The sequence below is a fragment of the Pseudomonas sp. OVF7 genome, from assembly GCF_030644265.1.
GTDB lineage: Bacteria > Pseudomonadota > Gammaproteobacteria > Pseudomonadales > Pseudomonadaceae > Aquipseudomonas > Aquipseudomonas gorinensis.
Genome location: NZ_CP128996.1, coordinates 5,202,309 through 5,221,405, shown reverse-complemented (window position 1 = coordinate 5,221,405; position 19,097 = coordinate 5,202,309). Strand labels below are relative to the sequence as shown.

The 19,097-nt window shown below is 62.4% G+C and carries 18 protein-coding genes; 8 read left to right on the top strand and 10 right to left on the bottom strand.

Annotated elements, in window-relative coordinates; all coding sequences use genetic code 11:
* Nucleotides 1–50 precede the first annotated feature (50 nt).
* The 7 genes from QU606_RS23545 to QU606_RS23515 all read left to right on the top strand — a co-directional run bounded on the left by QU606_RS23545 (nt 51) and on the right by QU606_RS23515 (nt 9,228).
* Nucleotides 51–1,571 (top strand): aldehyde dehydrogenase family protein, encoded by a 1,521-nt coding sequence (locus QU606_RS23545; protein WP_024076311.1) that lies wholly within the window; start codon nt 51–53, stop codon nt 1,569–1,571.
* A gap of 318 nt (nt 1,572–1,889) precedes the next feature.
* A complete protein-coding gene (pqqA, locus tag QU606_RS23540) occupies nt 1,890–1,961 on the top strand; it encodes a pyrroloquinoline quinone precursor peptide PqqA (RefSeq protein WP_010209364.1) in 72 nt (23 codons plus the stop codon).
* A gap of 127 nt (nt 1,962–2,088) precedes the next feature.
* Nucleotides 2,089–3,252: an alcohol dehydrogenase-like regulatory protein ErcA gene (gene ercA, locus QU606_RS23535; protein ID WP_024076310.1), complete on the top strand. Its 1,164-nt coding sequence runs from the start codon at nt 2,089–2,091 to the stop codon at nt 3,250–3,252.
* Nucleotides 3,236–4,606: a hybrid sensor histidine kinase/response regulator gene (locus QU606_RS23530; RefSeq protein ID WP_304997578.1), complete on the top strand. Its 1,371-nt coding sequence runs from the start codon at nt 3,236–3,238 to the stop codon at nt 4,604–4,606. The genes ercA and QU606_RS23530 overlap by 17 nt, the downstream gene beginning before the upstream one ends.
* Nucleotides 4,607–4,685: 79 nt before the next feature.
* Nucleotides 4,686–6,164 carry a DASS family sodium-coupled anion symporter gene (locus QU606_RS23525; RefSeq protein WP_168232108.1) on the top strand — a complete coding sequence of 493 codons (1,479 nt, stop codon included), beginning with the start codon at nt 4,686–4,688 and terminating at the stop codon, nt 6,162–6,164.
* A 278-nt stretch (nt 6,165–6,442) separates the two neighbouring features.
* Nucleotides 6,443–8,086 carry an MFS transporter gene (locus QU606_RS23520; protein ID WP_024076307.1) on the top strand — a complete coding sequence of 548 codons (1,644 nt, stop codon included), beginning with the start codon at nt 6,443–6,445 and terminating at the stop codon, nt 8,084–8,086.
* Nucleotides 8,083–9,228, top strand: coding sequence for an HlyD family secretion protein (locus QU606_RS23515; protein ID WP_024076306.1), 1,146 nt, complete (start codon nt 8,083–8,085; stop codon nt 9,226–9,228). The genes QU606_RS23520 and QU606_RS23515 overlap by 4 nt, the downstream gene beginning before the upstream one ends.
* Before the next feature lie 111 nt (nt 9,229–9,339).
* Here the strand turns inward: QU606_RS23515 and QU606_RS23505 are convergent, their stop codons facing one another.
* From QU606_RS23505 to QU606_RS23460, 10 genes are all read right to left on the bottom strand, one after another.
* Entirely contained in the window at nt 9,340–10,197 is an 858-nt protein-coding gene (locus QU606_RS23505) for an aldose 1-epimerase (protein WP_193690718.1), read from the bottom strand.
* Between the two features lie 2 nt (nt 10,198–10,199).
* Nucleotides 10,200–11,480: a TRAP transporter large permease gene (locus QU606_RS23500; protein ID WP_069076580.1), complete on the bottom strand. Its 1,281-nt coding sequence runs from the start codon at nt 11,478–11,480 to the stop codon at nt 10,200–10,202.
* A 1-nt stretch (nt 11,481) separates the two neighbouring features.
* On the bottom strand, nt 11,482–12,009 hold the full coding sequence (locus QU606_RS23495) for a TRAP transporter small permease (protein ID WP_304997577.1): 528 nt from the start codon (nt 12,007–12,009) through the stop codon (nt 11,482–11,484).
* Between the two features lie 66 nt (nt 12,010–12,075).
* A complete protein-coding gene (locus tag QU606_RS23490; RefSeq protein ID WP_069076582.1) occupies nt 12,076–13,047 on the bottom strand; it encodes a TRAP transporter substrate-binding protein in 972 nt (323 codons plus the stop codon).
* Between the two features lie 51 nt (nt 13,048–13,098).
* Complete coding sequence (locus tag QU606_RS23485; RefSeq protein WP_277379477.1) at nt 13,099–13,974, bottom strand: SMP-30/gluconolactonase/LRE family protein; 876 nt, start codon at nt 13,972–13,974, stop codon at nt 13,099–13,101.
* Nucleotides 13,975–14,004: 30 nt separating this feature from the next.
* On the bottom strand, nt 14,005–14,823 hold the full coding sequence (locus QU606_RS23480) for an NAD(P)-dependent oxidoreductase (protein ID WP_024076300.1): 819 nt from the start codon (nt 14,821–14,823) through the stop codon (nt 14,005–14,007).
* A 320-nt stretch (nt 14,824–15,143) separates the two neighbouring features.
* Nucleotides 15,144–16,406: an OprD family porin gene (locus QU606_RS23475; protein WP_304997576.1), complete on the bottom strand. Its 1,263-nt coding sequence runs from the start codon at nt 16,404–16,406 to the stop codon at nt 15,144–15,146.
* Between the two features lie 192 nt (nt 16,407–16,598).
* The gene (gene copD, locus QU606_RS23470; RefSeq protein WP_304997575.1) at nt 16,599–17,456 is read right to left on the bottom strand and encodes a copper homeostasis membrane protein CopD; all 858 of its coding nucleotides are present in this window, start codon (nt 17,454–17,456) and stop codon (nt 16,599–16,601) included.
* 3 nt (nt 17,457–17,459) lie between these two features.
* Nucleotides 17,460–17,825 (bottom strand): copper homeostasis periplasmic binding protein CopC, encoded by a 366-nt coding sequence (gene copC, locus QU606_RS23465; protein WP_102624296.1) that lies wholly within the window; start codon nt 17,823–17,825, stop codon nt 17,460–17,462.
* Nucleotides 17,819–18,286 carry a GNAT family N-acetyltransferase gene (locus QU606_RS23460; protein ID WP_069076566.1) on the bottom strand — a complete coding sequence of 156 codons (468 nt, stop codon included), beginning with the start codon at nt 18,284–18,286 and terminating at the stop codon, nt 17,819–17,821. Before QU606_RS23460 ends, copC begins: the two co-directional genes overlap by 7 nt.
* Nucleotides 18,287–18,429: 143 nt before the next feature.
* Here QU606_RS23460 and QU606_RS23455 point away from each other — a divergent pair, with 143 nt between their 5' ends.
* The gene (locus tag QU606_RS23455; RefSeq protein ID WP_041160967.1) at nt 18,430–19,050 is read left to right on the top strand and encodes a TetR/AcrR family transcriptional regulator; all 621 of its coding nucleotides are present in this window, start codon (nt 18,430–18,432) and stop codon (nt 19,048–19,050) included.
* Nucleotides 19,051–19,097: the final 47 nt, after the last annotated feature.

Genomic DNA, 19,097 nt, shown 5'->3' with positions numbered 1-19,097 from the left:
GGGTCATCGCCTGTTGACCGACAGGCCCGGACCCAGACAGAGGCCTTAACATGATCTACGCACAACCTGGCACCCCTGGCGCCATCGTCAGCTTCAAGTCGCGCTACGGTAACTACATCGGCGGCGAATTCGTCGCGCCGCAGAGCGGCCAGTACTTCACCAACACCTCGCCGGTGACCGGTGAGCAGATCGCCGAATTCCCGCGCTCCAACGCCGCCGACATCGACAAGGCCCTCGACGCCGCCCATGCTGCCGCTGACGCCTGGGGCAAGACCTCGGCCCAGGATCGCGCCCTGGTGCTGCTGAAAATCGCCGACCGCATCGAACAGAACCTCGAAGTGCTGGCCGTGACCGAAAGCTGGGACAACGGCAAGGCCGTGCGCGAGACGCTCAACGCCGACGTGCCCCTGGCCGCTGACCACTTCCGCTATTTCGCCGGGTGCATCCGTGCCCAGGAAGGCGGCGCCGCCGAGATCAACGAACACACCGCTGCCTATCACTTCCATGAGCCATTGGGTGTGGTCGGGCAGATCATTCCGTGGAACTTCCCGCTGCTGATGGCGGCCTGGAAACTCGCCCCGGCCCTGGCCGCCGGTAACTGCATCGTGCTCAAGCCGGCCGAGCAGACGCCGCTGTCGATCATGGTGTTTGCCGAGTTGATCAATGACCTGCTGCCACCGGGCGTGCTGAATATCGTCCAGGGCTTTGGCCGCGAAGCCGGCGAAGCGCTGGCCACCAGCAAGCGCATCGCCAAGATCGCCTTTACCGGCTCGACGCCTATCGGCGCGCACATCATGCATGCGGCCGCCGAGAACATCATCCCGTCGACCGTGGAACTGGGCGGCAAGTCGCCGAACATCTTCTTCGAAGACATCATGAACGCCGAGCCACAGTTCATCGAAAAGGCCGCCGAAGGCCTGGTGCTGGCGTTCTTCAACCAAGGTGAAGTGTGCACCTGCCCGTCGCGGGCGCTGGTGCAGGAGTCGATCTACGACGACTTCATGAAAGTGGTGATGAAGAAGATCGTCAAGATCAAGCGCGGCAACCCGCTGGACACCGAAACCATGGTCGGCGCCCAGGCGTCCGAGCAGCAATACGACAAGATCCTGTCCTACCTGAAAATCGCCCAGGAAGAGGGCGCCGAGTTGCTCACCGGCGGCGCGGCCGAGCGCCTGGAGGGCGACCTGTCCAGCGGTTACTACATCCAGCCGACCCTGCTCAAGGGCCACAACAAGATGCGCGTGTTCCAGGAAGAAATCTTCGGCCCGGTGGTGGGTATCACCACCTTCAAGGACGAAGCCGAAGCCCTGGCGATCGCCAACGACAGCGAATTCGGCCTGGGTGCCGGGCTGTGGACCCGTGATATCAACCGTGCCTACCGCATGGGCCGGGCGATCAAGGCCGGTCGCGTGTGGACCAACTGCTACCACCTGTACCCGGCGCATGCCGCGTTTGGCGGCTACAAGAAGTCCGGCGTGGGGCGTGAGAACCACAAGATGATGTTGGATCACTACCAGCAGACCAAGAACCTGCTGGTGAGCTACGACATCAATCCGTTGGGGTTCTTCTAACCCTCCGATGCAACGCGGTCCCCTGTGGGAGGGGGCTTGCCCCCGATAGCGGTGTGTCAGTCACAGCTGTTTCAGCTGACACGCCCTCATCGGGGGCAAGCCCCCTCCCACATGTTGCTCCCCGTACGTTCGCGACCAATGCAGTGCCCGCACTCGTTCGAAAGCAGCATTCGTACCCCGCCCCTCCCACATGTTGCTCCCTGTACGTTCGCGACTAATGCAGTGCCCTCACTCGTTCGAAAGTAGCATTCGCACCCCCATCCCTCCATGCATTAATGCCTTCACCGGAATCTTCCGGCACAACAAGAGGATCGCCCCATGTGGACTAAACCCGCGTTTACCGACCTGCGTATCGGCTTTGAAGTGACCATGTACTTCGCCAGCCGCTGATCCACCCCCGGCCAGCCACGCGCTGGCCGGGCTCGTTTTGGGAATGACCCTTTGGTCTGATTGCATTCGTCCGCGAATGGGTTAGTGTGAAGTGCATCTCCCAAAAATAATAACAACAGGCTTTCCAATGAGCCCAAATCTGAGCCTCCTGCGTAAATTCGTCTCGCCTGAAATCATCTTTGGTGCCGGCTGCCGGCACAACGTCGGTAATTACGCCAAGACCTTTGGTGCGCGCAAGGTCCTGGTGGTCAGCGACCCTGGTGTGATCGCCGCGGGTTGGGTGGCCGATGTGGAAGCCAGCCTGCAAGCCATCGGCATCGACTATTGCCTGTACAGCGACGTGTCACCCAACCCGCGCGTCGAAGAAGTGATGCTGGGCGCCGAGGTGTACCGCGACAACCATTGCGACGTGATCGTCGCCATCGGTGGCGGCAGCCCCATGGACTGCGGCAAGGCCATCGGCATTGTGGTCGCCCATGGGCGTAACATCCTCGAATTCGAAGGGGTGGACACCCTTCGCGTGCCCAGCCCGCCGTTGATCCTGATCCCCACCACCGCCGGCACGTCGGCGGATGTCTCGCAGTTCGTGATCATTTCCAACCAACAGGAACGCATGAAGTTCTCCATCGTCAGCAAGGCGGTGGTGCCGGATGTGTCGCTGATCGACCCGGAAACCACGGCCAGCATGGACCCGTTCCTGTCCGCCTGTACCGGTATCGACGCGCTGGTGCATGCCATCGAAGCGTTCGTGTCCACCGGTCACGGCCCGCTCACCGATCCCCATGCGCTGGAAGCCATGCGCTTGATCAACGGCAACCTGGTGCAGATGATCGCCAACCCCGGTGACATTGCCCTGCGCGAGAAGATCATGCTCGGCAGCATGCAGGCCGGCTTGGCGTTCTCCAATGCGATCCTCGGCGCGGTGCATGCCATGTCCCACAGCCTCGGCGGGTTTCTCGACCTGCCCCATGGCTTGTGCAACGCGGTGCTGGTGGAACACGTGGTGGCGTTCAACTACAACTCGGCGCCGGAGCGTTTCAAGGTGATTGCCGAGACGTTCGGCATCGACTGCCGGGGCCTCAACCATCGGCAGATTCGGGGGCGGCTGGTGGAGCATCTGATTGCCCTGAAACACGCGATCGGCTTTCACGAAACCCTCGGTTTGCACGGGGTGCGCGTGGCGGATATTCCGTTCCTGTCCCAGCATGCCATGCACGACCCGTGCATCCTCACCAACCCCCGTGAGTCGAGCCAGCGTGACGTCGAGGTCGTCTATGGCGAAGCTCTCTGACGACCAGCAGCGCGCCCTGGCCGGGTTGCTGGGGCTGGGCGACCAGTCGGCGCGCAAGAGCCATTACCCGGAACTGACCGCGCGGCTCGATGAGCTGGAGGCCGAGCGCAAGCGCTACATCCGCCTTAACGATGAGCTGGAGCAACGGGTGGCGGCGCGCACCGATGAGTTGCTGGAAGCCAACCGCAACCTGCAACAGCAGATCGCCCAGCGCGAACAGGTCGAACAGGAACTGCGCGATGCCCGCGATGCCGCCGAGGCCGCCAACCGCAGCAAGGACAAATACCTCGCCGCCGCCAGCCATGACCTGTTGCAACCGCTCAACGCCGCGCGCCTGTTGATCGCCACCCTGCGCGAACGCAACTTGCCCAGCGTCGAGCAGGTGCTGGTCGAGCGCACCCACCAGGCCCTGGAAGGCGCCGAGGATTTGCTCACCGACCTGCTGGATATCTCGCGGCTCGACCAGGCCGCGGTCAAGCCGGATGTGGCGGTGTATCGCCTGGATGAACTGTTTGCGCCGCTGGTCTCGGAATTCCAGTCAGTGGCCTTGGCCGCCGGGCTCAATCTGCGCGCGCATACCGGCCACTACGCGATTTGCACCGACTTGCGCCTGGTCACGCGCATCCTGCGCAATTTCCTCAGCAACGCCTGCCGTTACACCGACGACGGCTGCATCCTGCTCGGCGCGCGCCGCCGTGGCGACCGCCTGCGCCTGGAAGTGTGGGACACCGGGCGCGGCATCCCGGCCGATCGGCTCGACGCGATCTTCCTCGAATTCAACCAGCTGGACGTCGGCCGCGCCTCGGACCGCAAGGGCGTGGGCCTGGGCTTGGCGATTGTCGAGCGCATCGCCGAGATCCTCGGCTACCCGGTGGCGGTGCGCTCGTGGCCGGGGCGCGGGTCGATGTTCAGCATCGAAGTGCCCATCAGCGAGGACATGCCGTTGGCTATCAGCCAGTTGCCGGTGCAAGCGACGACGGGCAACCCCTTGCCGGGGCGGCGTTTGCTGGTGCTGGATAACGAACTCAGCATCCTGGAAAGCATGAGCGCGCTGCTCGGCCAGTGGGGCTGCGAGGTGGTTACCGCCACCGACCAGGCCGGTGCCTTGCTGGCATTGCAGGGCAGGGCGCCGGAGTTGATCCTGGCGGACTACCACCTCGACCACGGCGTGGTGGGTTGCGAGGTGATCAAGCACCTGCGCGAGCACTTCGACCAGCCGATTCCCGCGGTGATCATCACGGCTGACCGCACCGACCAATGCCGGCGCATGCTGCGGCGGCTGGACGCGCCATTGTTGAACAAACCGGTCAAGCCCGGGAAGTTGCGGGCGGTATTGAGCCAGTTATTGGCCTAGGGTCTTGATACCTGTCAACACCGCCTGCGGCATTTTGCGCCATGCTCCCTGCCTGATTTGACGGCCGACGGAGAACCCCATGAGCGCCCCCGCAACAACCGCTGCATCCTTCAAGTTGCCCCTGGGCCTGGTCGTCGCCGTGCTGGTGATGGTCGGGGTGCTGCTGTTGCCGATGCCCGCCGACTTGCCGGTGGCGGGGCATCGCATGCTGGCGATCCTCGCGTTTGCCGTGGTGGTGTGGATCACCGAGGCGGTGTCGTATGAAGCCAGCGCGATCATGATCACTTCGCTGATGGCGTTCCTGCTCGGCACCGCGCCGTCGCTGCAAGACCCCACGCACCTGATCGGTTCCAGCCCGGCCATCAGCATGGCGCTTACCGGCTTTTCCAACCCCGCGCTCGCGCTGGTGGCGGGCGCGTTGTTCATCGCCGCCGCCATGACTCACACCGGCCTCGACCGGCGTATCGCCCTGGTCACCCTGACGCGGGTGGGCACCAGCACGCGCGGCATTCTGCTGGGGGCGATCGCGGTGACTATCCTGCTCAGCCTTGTCGTCCCCAGCGCCACCGCGCGCAGTGCCTGTGTGGTGCCGATCATGATGGGCGTGGTCGCTGCGTTTGGCGTCGACAAACGCTCCAACATCGCTGCGGGCTTGATGATCGTGGTGGCCCAGGGCACCAGCATCTGGAACGTCGGCATCCAGACCGCCGCCGCACAAAACCTGCTGACCGTGGGCTTTATGGACAAGATGCTCGGCCAGCGCGTGTCGTGGATCGACTGGCTTATCGCAGGTGCGCCATGGGCGCTGATCATGTCGGCGGTGCTGTTGTTCCTGGTGATCAAGCTGCTGCCGCCGGAAAGCGACAGCATCCCTGGCGGCAAAGAGGCGGTGGCGCAGTCGCTGGTGGATATCGGCCCGATGACCGGGCCGCAGAAGCGCCTGCTGGCTGTGTCGGTGCTGCTTCTGCTGGCCTGGGCCACGGAAGGGCGCCTGCACAACTTCGACACCACCTCGACGACCTATGCCGGCCTGGTGTTCCTGTTGTTGCCGGGCATTGGCGTGATGACCTGGAAGGACGTGCAATCGCGTATCCCGTGGGGCACGGTGATCGTGTTTGGCGTGGGCATCAGCCTGGGCACGGCGCTGCTGACCACCCAGGCCGGGCAGTGGCTGGGTTCCCAGGTGGTGGCGCACACCGGCTTGGACCACGTGGGGCCGCTGGGGGTGTTTGCGATTCTTGGGGCATTCTTGATCGTGATCCACTTGGGGTTTGCCAGCGCCACGGCATTGACCTCGGCGTTGCTGCCGATCCTGATTGCGGTGTTGCAGACCCTGCCGGGGGAATTCAACCGGTTGGGGGTGACGATGCTGTTGGGGTTTGTCGTCAGCTACGGGTTTATCCTGCCGATCAACGCGCCGCAGAACATGGTGTGTTTGGGGACTGGGACGTTTACGGCACGGCAGTTTGCCAAGGTGGGGATTTTGGTCACGTTGATCGGCTACCTGCTGATGCTGGTGTTTGCGGCGACTTACTGGAGCTGGCTCGGCTGGATCTGATAGGGCGTGTGGTCTCCAATACAAAGGAGATCCAATGTGGGAGGGGGCAAGCCCCTCCCACATTTTGATCTCCATGGACCAGATAGACCTTGCTCTGTACCCAACCCAGAAAGCTGGTCAGCCCAGACGCCGCCATCACCGCCAACCCCCATACTTGACCTTGCCCACGCCAGGCATCAATTGCCCCTTCAACATGGCAAGATGAACTCCTCTCAGGTTTACTACTCCCTGAGTAATGGAGTCACCGACCTTGCGTGTCGGCTCATCAAGGTCACCGAATGGACAAATACACCCCCCGCACCTGGCAGCCTCACGAGCGCCCGAGCCTGCCGGGCTCGCCGTCGACGCCGTTGCACCCCACCCACAAGCGCTGGCTGTATGCCTTGGTCGGCGTACTCGTAGCCATCACCGGCGGCCTGGGCAACTCGCTGGTGATCGCCAACCTGCAATACCTGCAAGGCGCCTTGGGCGCGACCACCGCGGAAATGGCCTGGTTGCCCGCCGCCTATGTGATGACCAACGTGTGCATGAACCTGCTGCTGGTGAAGTTTCGCCAGCAATTCGGCCTGCGTGCGTTTACCGAGGTGTTCCTGGTGCTCTATGCACTGGTGACCTTCGGCCACTTGTTCGTCAACGACCTCAACTCGGCCATCGCCGTGCGGGCAGCCCACGGGATGGTGGGGGCGGCGCTCAGTTCCCTGGGTTTGTACTACATGATCCAGGCGTTCCCCGCCAAATGGCGCTTGAAGGCGCTGGTGCTGGGGTTGGGGACCGCGCAGCTGGCCTTGCCCCTGGCGCGGTTGTTCTCCGAAGACCTGCTGCAAATCGCCGAATGGCGCGGCTTGTACCTGTTCGAACTGGGCATGGCGCTGATCTGCCTGGGCTGCGTGTTCCTGCTCAAGTTGCCGCCCGGCGACCGTTTCAAGACCTTTGAAAAACTCGACTTCCTCACCTTCGCCATTCTCGCCAGCGGTGTGGCGCTGCTCTGCGCGGTGCTGTCGTTGGGGCGTATCGATTGGTGGCTGGAAGCACCGTGGATCGGCGTGGCCTCGGCCTGTTCCCTGGTGTTGATCATGACTGGCCTGGCCATTGAGCATAATCGTGCCAACCCGCTGCTGATGACCCGTTGGCTGGGCAGCGGCACCATGATTCGCCTGGCGCTGGCGGTGATCCTGATTCGCATGGTGTTGTCCGAGCAGTCCACCGGCGCGGTGGGGTTCATGCAGATGTTGAACATGAGCTACGAGCAGATGCACACGCTGTACGTGGTGATGCTGGCCGGGGCGATCAGCGGGCTGGTGGTCAGTGCGCTGACGATCAACCCGGCGCACTTGCTGATGCCGCTGGTGATTGCCCTGGCGCTGATGGCCACCGGCTCGGTGATGGACAGTTTCTCCAGTAACCTGACCCGCCCGCAGAACCTGTATATCAGCCAGTTCCTGCTAGGCTTTGGCGGCACCTTCTTTTTGGGGCCGACCATGGTGCTGGGGACTAAAAACGTGCTGACCAACCCACGCAACCTGGTGAGTTTCTCGGTGATGTTCGGGATCTGCCAAAACCTCGGCGGCCTGATCGGCGCGGCGTTGCTCGGCACGTTCCAGGTGGTGCGCGAGAAGTTTCACTCCAGCATGATCGTCGAACACCTGACCTTGCTCGACCCTCGCGTGGCCGCCCGCGTGCAGGGCGGCGGCTCGGCCTATGGCGGCATCGTCGCTGACCCGGAGTTGCGCAACCTCATGGGGATTCGCAGCCTGGCCACCGCGGCAACCCGTGAGGCCAATGTCATGGCCTACAACGATGTGTTCATGCTGATCGCGATCATCGCGATCCTGACCATGATCTGGATCTTTATCCGCAGTCTGTGGCTGATGAGCACCACTAAAGCAGCCACTCCCGTTCAACCCAGCGGCGCCTCTTCATGACCGAACCGACCACGACCACCACCAATGCCATCGCCGCCACCCCGGAAGGCACCACGCCACCGGGGGCCACCGTCACCGAACCGCGCTCCCTGTGGGTACGCATCCTTTCGTCCCTGGGCTTTGCCGCGATTGCCCTGGTGGGCGTGCTGGTCGTGCTGTACGCCTGGCAGCTGCCGCCGTTCAGCAGCGCGGTGGAAACCACCGAGAACGCCCTGGTGCGCGGCCAGGTGACCATTATCGGCCCGCAGCTCAGCGGCTATGTGTTCGAGGTGCCGGTGCAGGACTTCCAGTACGTCAAGGCCGGCGACTTGCTGGTGCGCCTGGATGACCGCATCTACCAGCAGCGCCTCGACCAGGCCCTGGCCCAACTGGCGGTGCAGAAGGCTTCACTGGCCAATGTGGTGCAGCAACGCAACAGTGCAGAAGCAACGATCAAACTGCGCCAGGCCGCATTGGTGGACAGCCAGGCGCAGGCGCGCAAAAGCACCGCCGACTTGCGGCGCAATGAAGCGTTGATCAGCGACGGTTCGGTGTCCAAGCGCGAGCTGGACGTGACCCGCGCCGCCCATGCACAGACTATTGCGGCGGTCGCGCAAGCCCAGGCCAGCCTGGAAATCGCGCGGCAGGATTTGCAGACGGTCATCGTCAATCGCGGTTCCCTGGAAGCGGCGGTGGCCAGTGCCGAGGCGGCGTTGGAATTGGCGCGTATCGACCTGTCCAACACCCGCATTACTGCACCCCGTGACGGTCAATTGGGGCAGATTGGCGTGAGGCTGGGTGCCTACGTCAACTCTGGCGCGCAGTTGATGGCGCTGGTGCCGAAGCACCTGTGGGTGATCGCGAATATGAAGGAAACCCAGATGAACAACGTGCAGGTGGGCCAACCGGTGACCTTCACCGTGGATGCGCTGAACCACCGCAAGTTTCGCGGCACGGTGCAGCATATATCCCCAGCCACCGGTTCGGAGTTCAGCCTGTTGCAGGCGGATAACGCCACGGGCAACTTTGTGAAGATTGCCCAGCGCGTGCCGGTAAGGATTACCGTGGACCCGGATCAGGCTGAGAGTGAACGGCTGCGGCCGGGGTTGTCGGTGGTGGTGAGTATCGACACGGCTGGGCGCCTGAAAAACTCCCCACCTTGAGCATGGCGCTGATCCCTGTAGGAGCGAGCTTGCTCGCGAAGATCGTCAACGATAACGCGGGGGGCCTGATGCCCCGCGTTGCCCTGAGGTTTTTCGCGAGCAAGCTCGCTCCTACAGGGGGGTGTATTTCAGGTTGAAATTGAGTTGGACCGACTGGTTGTGTTCCAGCAGTATCAGGCCCGGCCGCCCTGGCAGGTGATGAGCATTCACCGGATGGCTCACCGGCTCGATGCAAAAGAACCCCAACCCCGGCGGGCAGTACAGCAGGAAGTAATCGGCCCCGCTGGCCTGGCATTCCAGCGCATAGCCCAGTTCCGGCTGTTCGATCCGGCAGTCCCCGTCCCACTGGCAAAAGCCATTGTCCACCGCGCCTTCGGGCAGGTTTTTCAATGCCTGGAAATCCCACTCTCCCGGCACCGCCGCCAACCCGGTCGGCAGCTTGGACGCATCACTCATCCACACCTGTGCGGCCTTGGCCTGCAACCGGGTGCCCGGTCGGCGTGGAAAGTACGGATGCAGGCCCACGCCATGCCACGCCGCTGTTGCAGCCAGGTGCGTCACCCGCAGTTCGATACCTAGAACCCCGTCGCTCAAGCGAACACGCTGCTCGGCGCGGTAGGCAAACGGCGTGGCGCATTCGAGCGCCAGCACCACCTCATCCGCCGCCTGGCTGACCACTTGCCACCCGTGCTGCCAGGCAGAGCCATGAATCGGCAGCGGATCGGTCAGGCTGTTGGGCGTGAGTGCCAGCCAACCGTCGGGGTTGTCGAAACCGCCATGGGCAATGCGGTTGGACCAGGGCACCAACGGATAGCACCCCAGCTTGCCCGGCAAACCGGTATGGATCGCCTGCTCATCGTTGTGTCGCAGCAACGGCTGCCCGGTGGCACGCACTGTCCAGTTGACGATGCTGCCGCCCACGGCCGGGTTCAAGGTCAGGTGGGTGAGGTTATCTTCAAGTTCAATCATCATCACAGCACCACACTGGGCAGCCACAACGACAGCGCCGGAACGTAGGTCACCGCCATCAACACCAGGAACAGCACCGCATAGAACGGCAGCAACGCCTTCACGGTCCGCTCGATACTGACCTTGCCCACGGCCGCCCCCACAAACAGCACCGCGCCCACCGGCGGCGTAATCAAACCGATGCCCAGGTTCACCAGCATGATCATGCCGAAGTGCACCGGGTCGACGCCGATGCCGAGCACCACGGGCAGCAAAATCGGGGTAAGGATCAGGATCAGCGGCGCCATGTCCATCACGGTGCCGAGCAACAGCAGCATGGCGTTGATGCACATCAGGATCACGTAGCGGTTGTCCGACAGGGTCAGGAACAGCGTGGTGATCTTCGCCGGGATCTGCATCAGGGTCATGATGTAGCCGAAGCTGGCGGCGAAGGCGATGAGGATCATCACGATGGAAATGGTGCGTACCGTGCGGTGCATCAGCTTGGGCAGTTCGCTCCATTTGTAGTCGCGGTAGATGAACATGGTCACGAAGAATGCCCACAGTACCGCGATCGCGGCGGATTCGGTGGCGGTAAAGATGCCGGAGAGGATGCCGCCGAGGATGATCACCATGGCCATCAGGCCCCACAGCGCGTCGGCGCAGATTTTCAGCGCTTGCTTCAAGGGAATGACTTCGCCCTTGGGGTAATTGCGCTTTTTGGCGAAGATCAGGCACAGCACCATCAGGCACGCGCTCATCAACAGGCCGGGGACCACACCGGCCATGAACAACGAGGCGATCGACACCGTGCCGCCCGCTGCCAGGGAGTAGAGCACCGAGTTATGGCTGGGCGGCGTCAACAGTGCCTGCACCGAACCGCTGATGGTCACCGCGGTGGCGAATTCTCGGGGATAGCCACGGCGTTCCATCTCCGGGATCAGCACTGAGCCGACCGAGGCCGTGTCGGCCACCGACGAACCGGAGATCGCGCCGAAAAACGTCGAGGCCATGATGTTGACCAAGGACAGGCCGCCGCGCACAAAGCCCACCAGCACGCCGGCAAACGCCACCAGGCGGCGCGACATGCCGCCCTCGGCCATGATCGCCCCGGCCAGCACGAAGAACGGAATCGCCATCAGCGAAAATTTATTTACCCCGCCGGCCACCTGGATCATCAGGGCCTGGAACGGGATGTCGATCCACCACGCGCCAATCAATGCCGACAAACCCAGGGCGTAGGCCACCGGCATGCCGATCAGGATCAAGGCAATAAAGCTGCCCAACAGAATCAATGCGTCCATATCAGGCGGCCCCTTCGCTTTCTTCCACCAGGTCGAGGCGCACCACGCGCCGGTTGCTCTGGTCACCGAGCAGGAGTTTTTCCACCACAAAGACCAGGGTCAGCAGCCCGCCAATCGGGATCGGCATATAGGTGATGCCCACGCGCAGGGTCGGAATGGCGCTCATGAACTGGTTCCAGGTGGACAGGCACAGCTTGGTGCCCCAAATGGCCATGAACAGGCAGATGGTGCCCATCAGCAGCTGCGAGACGATGCCGATGACCTGGCGTTGGCGGGGGGGCAGGCGGTCGGTGATCATCGCCACCGACATGTGTGCGCCAGCGCGATAGCTGGCGGCGGCGCCGATAAAGGTGAACACCAGCATCAGCAGGATGGCGGTGGGCTCCGGCCAGCTGGAGCCGGTGCCGAGGATGTAGCGGGCGAAGATGCCCCAGGGAATGATCAGTGCCACCCCGAGAACCGAGAGGCCGGCGACCCAGACGCAGGTCATGTAGAGGCGGTCGTTGATGCGCAGCAGTAGATTCTTCATGGCGTTCACCGTAACCGGGCGCGTCGATGCCGACCGCGCCGGGCCTTTTGCGAGAGGCAGGGAAGGTTATTGAACGGCGTCGATGCGCGCGATGATGTCGGCGTAGGGCGCGCCGTACTTGGCGCGAACCGCTGCGGTGGCGTCGTAGAAGGGTTTTTTGTCGACGCTGATGAACTCGACACCGGCGGCCTTGAGCTTGGTTTCGCTGCTGGCGGACTTGGCATCCCACAGCGCGCGCTCATCGGCCTGGGCGGCCTTGGCGGCGTTTTTCACCATGACTTGCTGCGCCGGGGTGAGCTTGTTCCAGGTGATCTTCGACATCACGATGGGCTCGGGCAGGATCAAGTGTTCGGTGAGGGTGTAGTACTTGGCGTTCTGGAAGTGGTTGTGTTCCAGCAGGGTGGGCGGGTTGTTTTCCGCGCCGTCGATCACTCCGGTCTGCAGGGCACTGAAGATCTCGCCGGTGTCCATGGCGATGCCGTTGGCGCCCATGGCATTAAAGGCGTCGATGAACAGCGGGTTGCCTTGCACGCGGATCTTCATGCCCTTGAGGTCTTCGATCTTGCGCACCGGTTTCTTGGTGTAGAGGTTGCGCGTGCCGCCGTCCATCCAGGCCAGGGCCACCAGGCCGAACTCGGAGTCGGTGATCTTGGCGAGGATCTCATCGCCGATCTCGCCGTCGATGACCTTGCGCATATGCGCCTGGTCACGAAACACGAACGGCAGGTTGAATACGTTCACGTCCGGCACCACGGGCCCGACGATGCCAAGGCTGACGCGGGTCATCTGCACCGCGCCGACCTGGGCCTGCTCGACCACTTCTTTCTCGGAGCCCAGGACCCCGCCGGGGAAGTACTTGAAGGTCAGTTCGCCGTTGCTTTGTTTGGTCAGGGCTTTGCCCATGTTCTCTTCGGCTACGACAGTGGGATAGCCGGCGGGGTGAACGTCGGCGAATTTGATTTCCAGCGCGTGGGCGGCGCCGGTGAACAGGACACTCAGGGGAAGTGCAGCGGCCAGCAAGGTGCGTTTGAAGTCCATGGGAGGTCACTCCTGTGTTGTTATTGTTGTATTCAAGGCACAGCGATGCAGCTAGAGGGTAAACGTTGGCTCAGGCAGTCCTTGGACGCCGGGGTTGAGGGCGAACACGCCGCCGGACAGTGACTGCTCGCCCTGGTCGTCTCGTATCGAGGTGACGAACAGCGTGTCCAGGCGACTGCCGCCAAAGGCGCACATCGTGGGTTTTTTCACCGGTACGCTCAGGGAGCGGTCCAGGCGGCCATCGGGGGTAAAACGGTGGATCAGGCCGGCGTCGTTGGCGCAGATCCAGTAGCCACCGTCGGCGTCCACGGCTGCGCCGTCGGGACGACCTGGGTGCTGGTGCATGTCGACGAACACGCGGCGGTTGGACGGCGTGCCGGTCTCGGTGTCGTAGTCGAAGGCCCAGATCTGCTGGACCAGCGGGTGTGAATCCGAGGCGTACATCGTGCGGCCATCGGGGCTGAAGGCGAGGCCGTTGAGGGTGATAAAACCGTCCAGCTGGGCATGGGGCGCTGAACCCGATGCATAGCGATAGAGGATGCCTTCGGCCGCATTCGCGCCCATGTTCAGCACCATGCTGCCGGCCCAGAAACGGCCCTGGCGATCACAGCGGCCGTCGTTCAGACGCATGTCCGGGCGAGGGTGCTCGACGCTGGCCAATGGCGTGGTGTCGAGGCTGCCGTCGTTATGCGGCGTGAGTTGGAAGAAGCCGGTTTGCATCCCCGCAACCCAGTTGCCGGCGTCGGTGCGAGCGATGCAGGCCAGCATCTGCGGGGCTTTCCACGCAGCGAGATGGCCGGTGGCGGCGCTCCAGCGTTGCAGGCCACCGTTGGGGATGTCCACCCAGTACAGGGCGTTTTCCTCGGGCACCCATACCGGGCACTCGCCCACGGCATTGCGGGCGTCGACAATCAATTCTGCAGTCATGGCCACTCATTCCCTTGGGTTGGTCTGGCGTCAGTCACCGAACGGTCCAGCGGCGCAGAATGCCCCGCCTTGATACACCTTGGCCGGGTCATCGGCCGCTACGGGGGGCTGGGTTTCGACCTGGGCACGGAAGACTTCGGAGGTGTCTTTCGGGGCATAGCCCAGGTGCGCGGCGTAGCGGTTGTCCCACCAGGTGTCGAGGTTAGCCGACATGCCGTAGACCACGGTGTGGCCGACGTTCGGCGTATACAGCGCGCGTTCGAGCAGTTGGGTCAGGTCGTCGAAGCTCAGCCAGGTGTGCATCATCCGGCGGTTCTGCGGTTCCGGGAACGAAGAGCCGATACGGATACTGACGGTCTCGATGCCGTAGCGGTCGAAGTAGAAACTGGCCATGTCTTCGCCATAGGACTTGGACAAGCCGTAGTAGCTGTCTGGGCGGCGTGGGGAGTGGGCGTCGAGCTGTTCGCCCTGCTTGTAGAAGCCGATCACATGATTGGAGCTGGCGAAGACCACGCGCTTGACGCCATGGCGGCGCGCGGCTTCGTAGATGTGGAAGATGCCGCTGATATTGGCGCCTAGCACTTCTTCGAAGGAGCGTTCGACCGAGACACCGCCAAAATGCAGGATGGCGTCGACGCCTTCCACCAGGTGATGCACGGCTTGTTTGTCGGCGAGGTCGCAGGGTTGCACTTCTTCGCTGGCGTCGGCCGCCGGGGCCATGTTGGCAATGTCCGACAGGCGCAGTACTTGGGCGTAAGGGCGCAGGCGTTCGCGCAGGACTTTACCGAGGCCGCCGGCGGCACCGGTGAGCAGCAGGCGGTTGAAGGGAGTGGGGGTAGTCGTGGTCATGGAGATTCCAAATTTTTGTTGTAGGTTGTCGTATGACTGTGCCGAAGTATTGTTAGGGATCCCCTGGGTTGTCAACGCGCCATTGGACAAAAGGTGTAACGAGGCTGTGGCGAGCGGGCTTGCCCTAATGTCGTTCAGTTAAGCGTACATCGCCTTCTGTAGGAGCGAGGGGGACGCCTAGTTCTTGCTCGCGAAAAACGTCAACGATAACGCGTGTTTCCTGAATGAACGCGGCGCCTGTAAGTTCTTCGCGAGCAAGCTCGCTCCTACAAAAAAGCCTTAACTGAACGGCATTAGGGCAAGCCCGCTCGCCACAGGAGTTACAGCAACGAGATCGGATAGCTGATAAAGATCCGGTTCTCATCGAACTCGTTATTGCTGAAATCCCGACGCAGGGTCGAGTTACGCCATTTGACGTTCAAATCCTTCAGCGCACCGCTCTGCACGGTGTAGGCCAGTTCCGATTCACGCCCCCATTCCTTGCCGTCGGTGATCGCCCCGGTGTGTACGTTACTGCCGCTGATATAGCGGTTCATCATGGTCAGCCCGGGAATGCCAAGCACCACGAAATTGAAGTCATGGCGCACCTGCCAGGATTTTTCCTTGGCGTTGTCGTAGCTGGAGTTGTAGCTGTCGTTGGCCAGGGTGCCGCCGCTGGTGCCGTTGACCCGCATCCACACGCTGTCGCCGGTGAGCTTTTGCAGGCCGACATAGAAGGTGTTGCCCTGGTACTTGGCCGAAAGCAGGGCGAACACGGTCTTGTTGTCCAGGTCGCCGGCCAGGGCGCTGCCGTCTTCCTTGCCGTTGAAGACGCCGAGGTTGGCGCCCAGGGTCCAGTCGCCCAGCGGTTGGCTGTGGGTCAGGTTGAGGTATTGCTGCTGGTAGATATCGCTCAGTTCGGCGTACCACAGGCCGATCTGGGTGCGCTTGTCATTGAAGCTGTATTCACCGCCACCGAAGTTGAAGCGGTCGGAGGTGAATGCGGCTTTGCCGTTCATGAACATGTCTTCCATGCTCGCGTCGTTGCGCGGGCTATTGCCGCGAAACTGCCCGCCGTAGAGGGTCAGGCCGGCGATTTCGCTGGACGTCACCTGACCGCCGCGGAAGGTCTGTGGCAGCGAGCGGCCGTCGTCGGAACGCAGGATCGGCAGCACCGGCATCCATTCGCCCACCTTCAATTCGGTCTTCGACAGCTTGGTCTTCAACGCCACGCCCAGGCGCCCGAAGTTGTCGGCGGGGCGGCCGTCATCGTGGATCGGCAGCAACTGGGTGCCGCCGGTACCTTTGCCGCCGTCGAGCTTTTGTGAGTACAGGCCCAGCACATCGATCCCGAAGCCGACAGTGCCTTGGGTAAAGCCGGACTTGGCGTCGAGGATAAAGCTCTGCGTCCACTCTTCGGCCTTGCCCTGAGGGTTGCTCGGGTTGGTGAAATTGCGGTTGAAGTAGGCGTTACGCAGGTTGAGCGTGGCCTTGGCGTCGTCGACAAAACCTTCGGCTTGGGCGAGGAGGGGCAGGGTGAAGGCCAGGCTGCCGAGACCGATAACACTGAGACGCGCGGAAGAATAGCGGGCGAATTGACTCACAGTGATGCTCCCTTTCATTTGTTGTTTTTATTATTTGTTATACGTCGTCGTACAACATTGGGGCGGATATTTGCGGGGTTTTTGCGGGGTGTCAAGCAGAAGTTATACGATGACTGCGTGTGGGTTGATCCAGAGCGGGCAGTGTCAATGTGGGAGGGGGCAAGTCGAATCGTCGCACCGCCCCTCCCACATTCAGCCCGCCAGGACCATGGGAGGCAGGGTGCCAAGGAGTGAAACGGCGGCGACGGCGCAAATACCGAGCAGCCATTCCAGCATCACGCTGGCCTTCAAGCTGCCCAGCCGCTGTTCGCAGCGATCAAGGCGCAGCCGGTTCAGCAGTGCCAGCGCCAACATACCCAGCACCAGCATCACCTTGATCAATAGAATCAACGCAAAACCACTGAACAACGGCGTGGGCCACAGCTGCCCGGTGAGGACGCGCACATTGATCAGGCCGGTCACCAGCAAGCCCGCGACCAGGCCATAACCGACGCCGCTGAAACGACGCAGGACCGGCGCCAGCTCAACACCGTGTGGCTGCCTGAGGATCAATACCAGCAGCAATAACCCCCCCAACCATGCGCCGACGCACATCAGGTGCACCACCTGGTTGAGGATCAACAGCTGCCCGCTCAGCCCATCGAGCATGGCGCCATGGCCAACCGGGGCCAGGGTCATCAGCAGCAGCGTGATCAACGGCAGGCGCGGGGCCTTCCACGCGGTCATCAGGGCGATGACCAGCAGCCCATTCAACAGCAGGTGCCAGGTCCACACCTGGCCAAAAAAGGTCTTGCCCAGCACCAACTGCACGGTCGACAGTTCCAGCGCCGCCGGCCATGAACCGGCCATGCTGGCGGTAATCAACAGTAACCAGATCACCCCCGACGCGAGGGCCGTCCAGGCCAGCCCACGGGTGATGCGCAACACTTGTCGGTCCAGCACCGCCTGCGGTTCAGCGCCCAGGAGCCAGGGCCTGAATACACAGGCCCCGAACATCAGCAGCACGACGATGAAATGCACAAAGCGGCACAGCACCAGCAGGGTTGCCATGGGTTATTGGCCGACCTGGAAGCTGTATTCGCCATTGCTCTTGTGGGTATCGACCGAGACTGCGTTCCACACCACTTTGTAGTGACCGTCCGCCAGCGGGGCGGCGGGCGTCACCACCAGGGTTTTCTTGTCGGCGTCTGGCGTTTCCAGGCGCTTGATTGCCACTTCGGTGCCGTCCTTGCTCAGGGACACCTTGGTGAAGGTGGCTTCGACGCCTTCGCTGAAGGTCAGGCGCAAGTCCTTCGGTGCGGCGACGGTGCTGTCGGCGGCCGGCTCCGAGCTTTTGAGGTGGGCGTGGGCAAACGCCGCCGAGGCGCCGAGCAGGGAGGCGAGCAGGGCGACGGCGGTTAGGGTTTTCTTGATCAGCATTGTTCCGTACCTTCAGTGGGAGGAGTCGGTAAAGCCATGTGCAGCAAGGGAAACGGTTTGCCTTCGCCATCCAGCGGCGAGCGCGCGACCTGGACAAAACCGTAGTGCAGGTAGAAACCCACAGCCTGGGGGTTCTGCTCGTTGACGTCGACGGTCAAGGTGTCGTGGCGCGCACGGGCGTGGTCCAGCAACTGGCGGCCGATCCCCTGGCCCCGGCGCGTGGGGTCGATAAACAGCATTTCCACATTGTTCCTGCCGGTGGCGATGTAACCGGCAATACCCTGTTCATCTTCATACACCCAGACGTCAAGGGCAGGCATCGGCAGGTAAGTGTCGCGTACCAGGGGCAGTAAACGCTGGATATCGTCCTCGGGGAGGAAGTCATGGGTGGCGCGTACCGAGCGCTCCCACAGGGCGCCCAGCAACGGGTCGTCGGCGGGTACGCGAGGTCGAATAGGCATGGGAATGATCCTGGATAGGGACCGCGATCCTAACCAATCCAATATCCGTGGGGAAGGTGAAGGTAAGAACTTTCATTGCGGCCTGTCGCCGCGGTCTAGAGCCGATGGTAGTCTTTAGCCCATGTTGTTGTCAGGGAGCCCTTATGGGCAATCACAAGATCGGAATTCGCCGGGTCAACGTCGAAAAAATCCTGCTGGCGGCGGAGAAGGTCTTCGCCGAAAAGGGCTATGGCAGCACCGCCATGGCCGATATCGCTGAAGAAGTGCAGCTGCCACGTTCCAACCTGCATTATTACTTCACCACCAAGAGCGAGCTGTACAGCGCCGTGCTGTTCGATCTGCTGGAGGTGTGGAAGCAGGACGCCTTGAGCTTCGAGACCTTCGATGACCCGAGGGTGGTGCTCAGCAGCTACATCCGCGCCAAGATGCAGCGCTCGCGCACGCGGCCCTATGGCTCGAAAGTCTGGGCCAACGAGATCATCCACGGCGCGCCGACCCTCGGTGAGGCGCTGGATGAAAGCCTGTACGACTGGGCCAAGATGAAGGAGGCGAAGATTCGCCAGTGGGTGGAAGACAAACGCATCCTGCCGGTGGAGCCGTCGAGCCTGCTGTATATGATCTGGGCATCGACCCAGCACTATGCCGACTTTGATCACCAGGTGAAGATTTTGAATGATCACCAGCCGTTGTCGGATATGCAGTTCGAGAAGGCTATCCAGACGGTGACCGGGGTGATTTTGCGCGGGATTGGGTTGGAGCCTTGAGTCTTGTGGTGAGGCTGAGGGCCTCATCGGGGGCAAGCCCCCTCCCA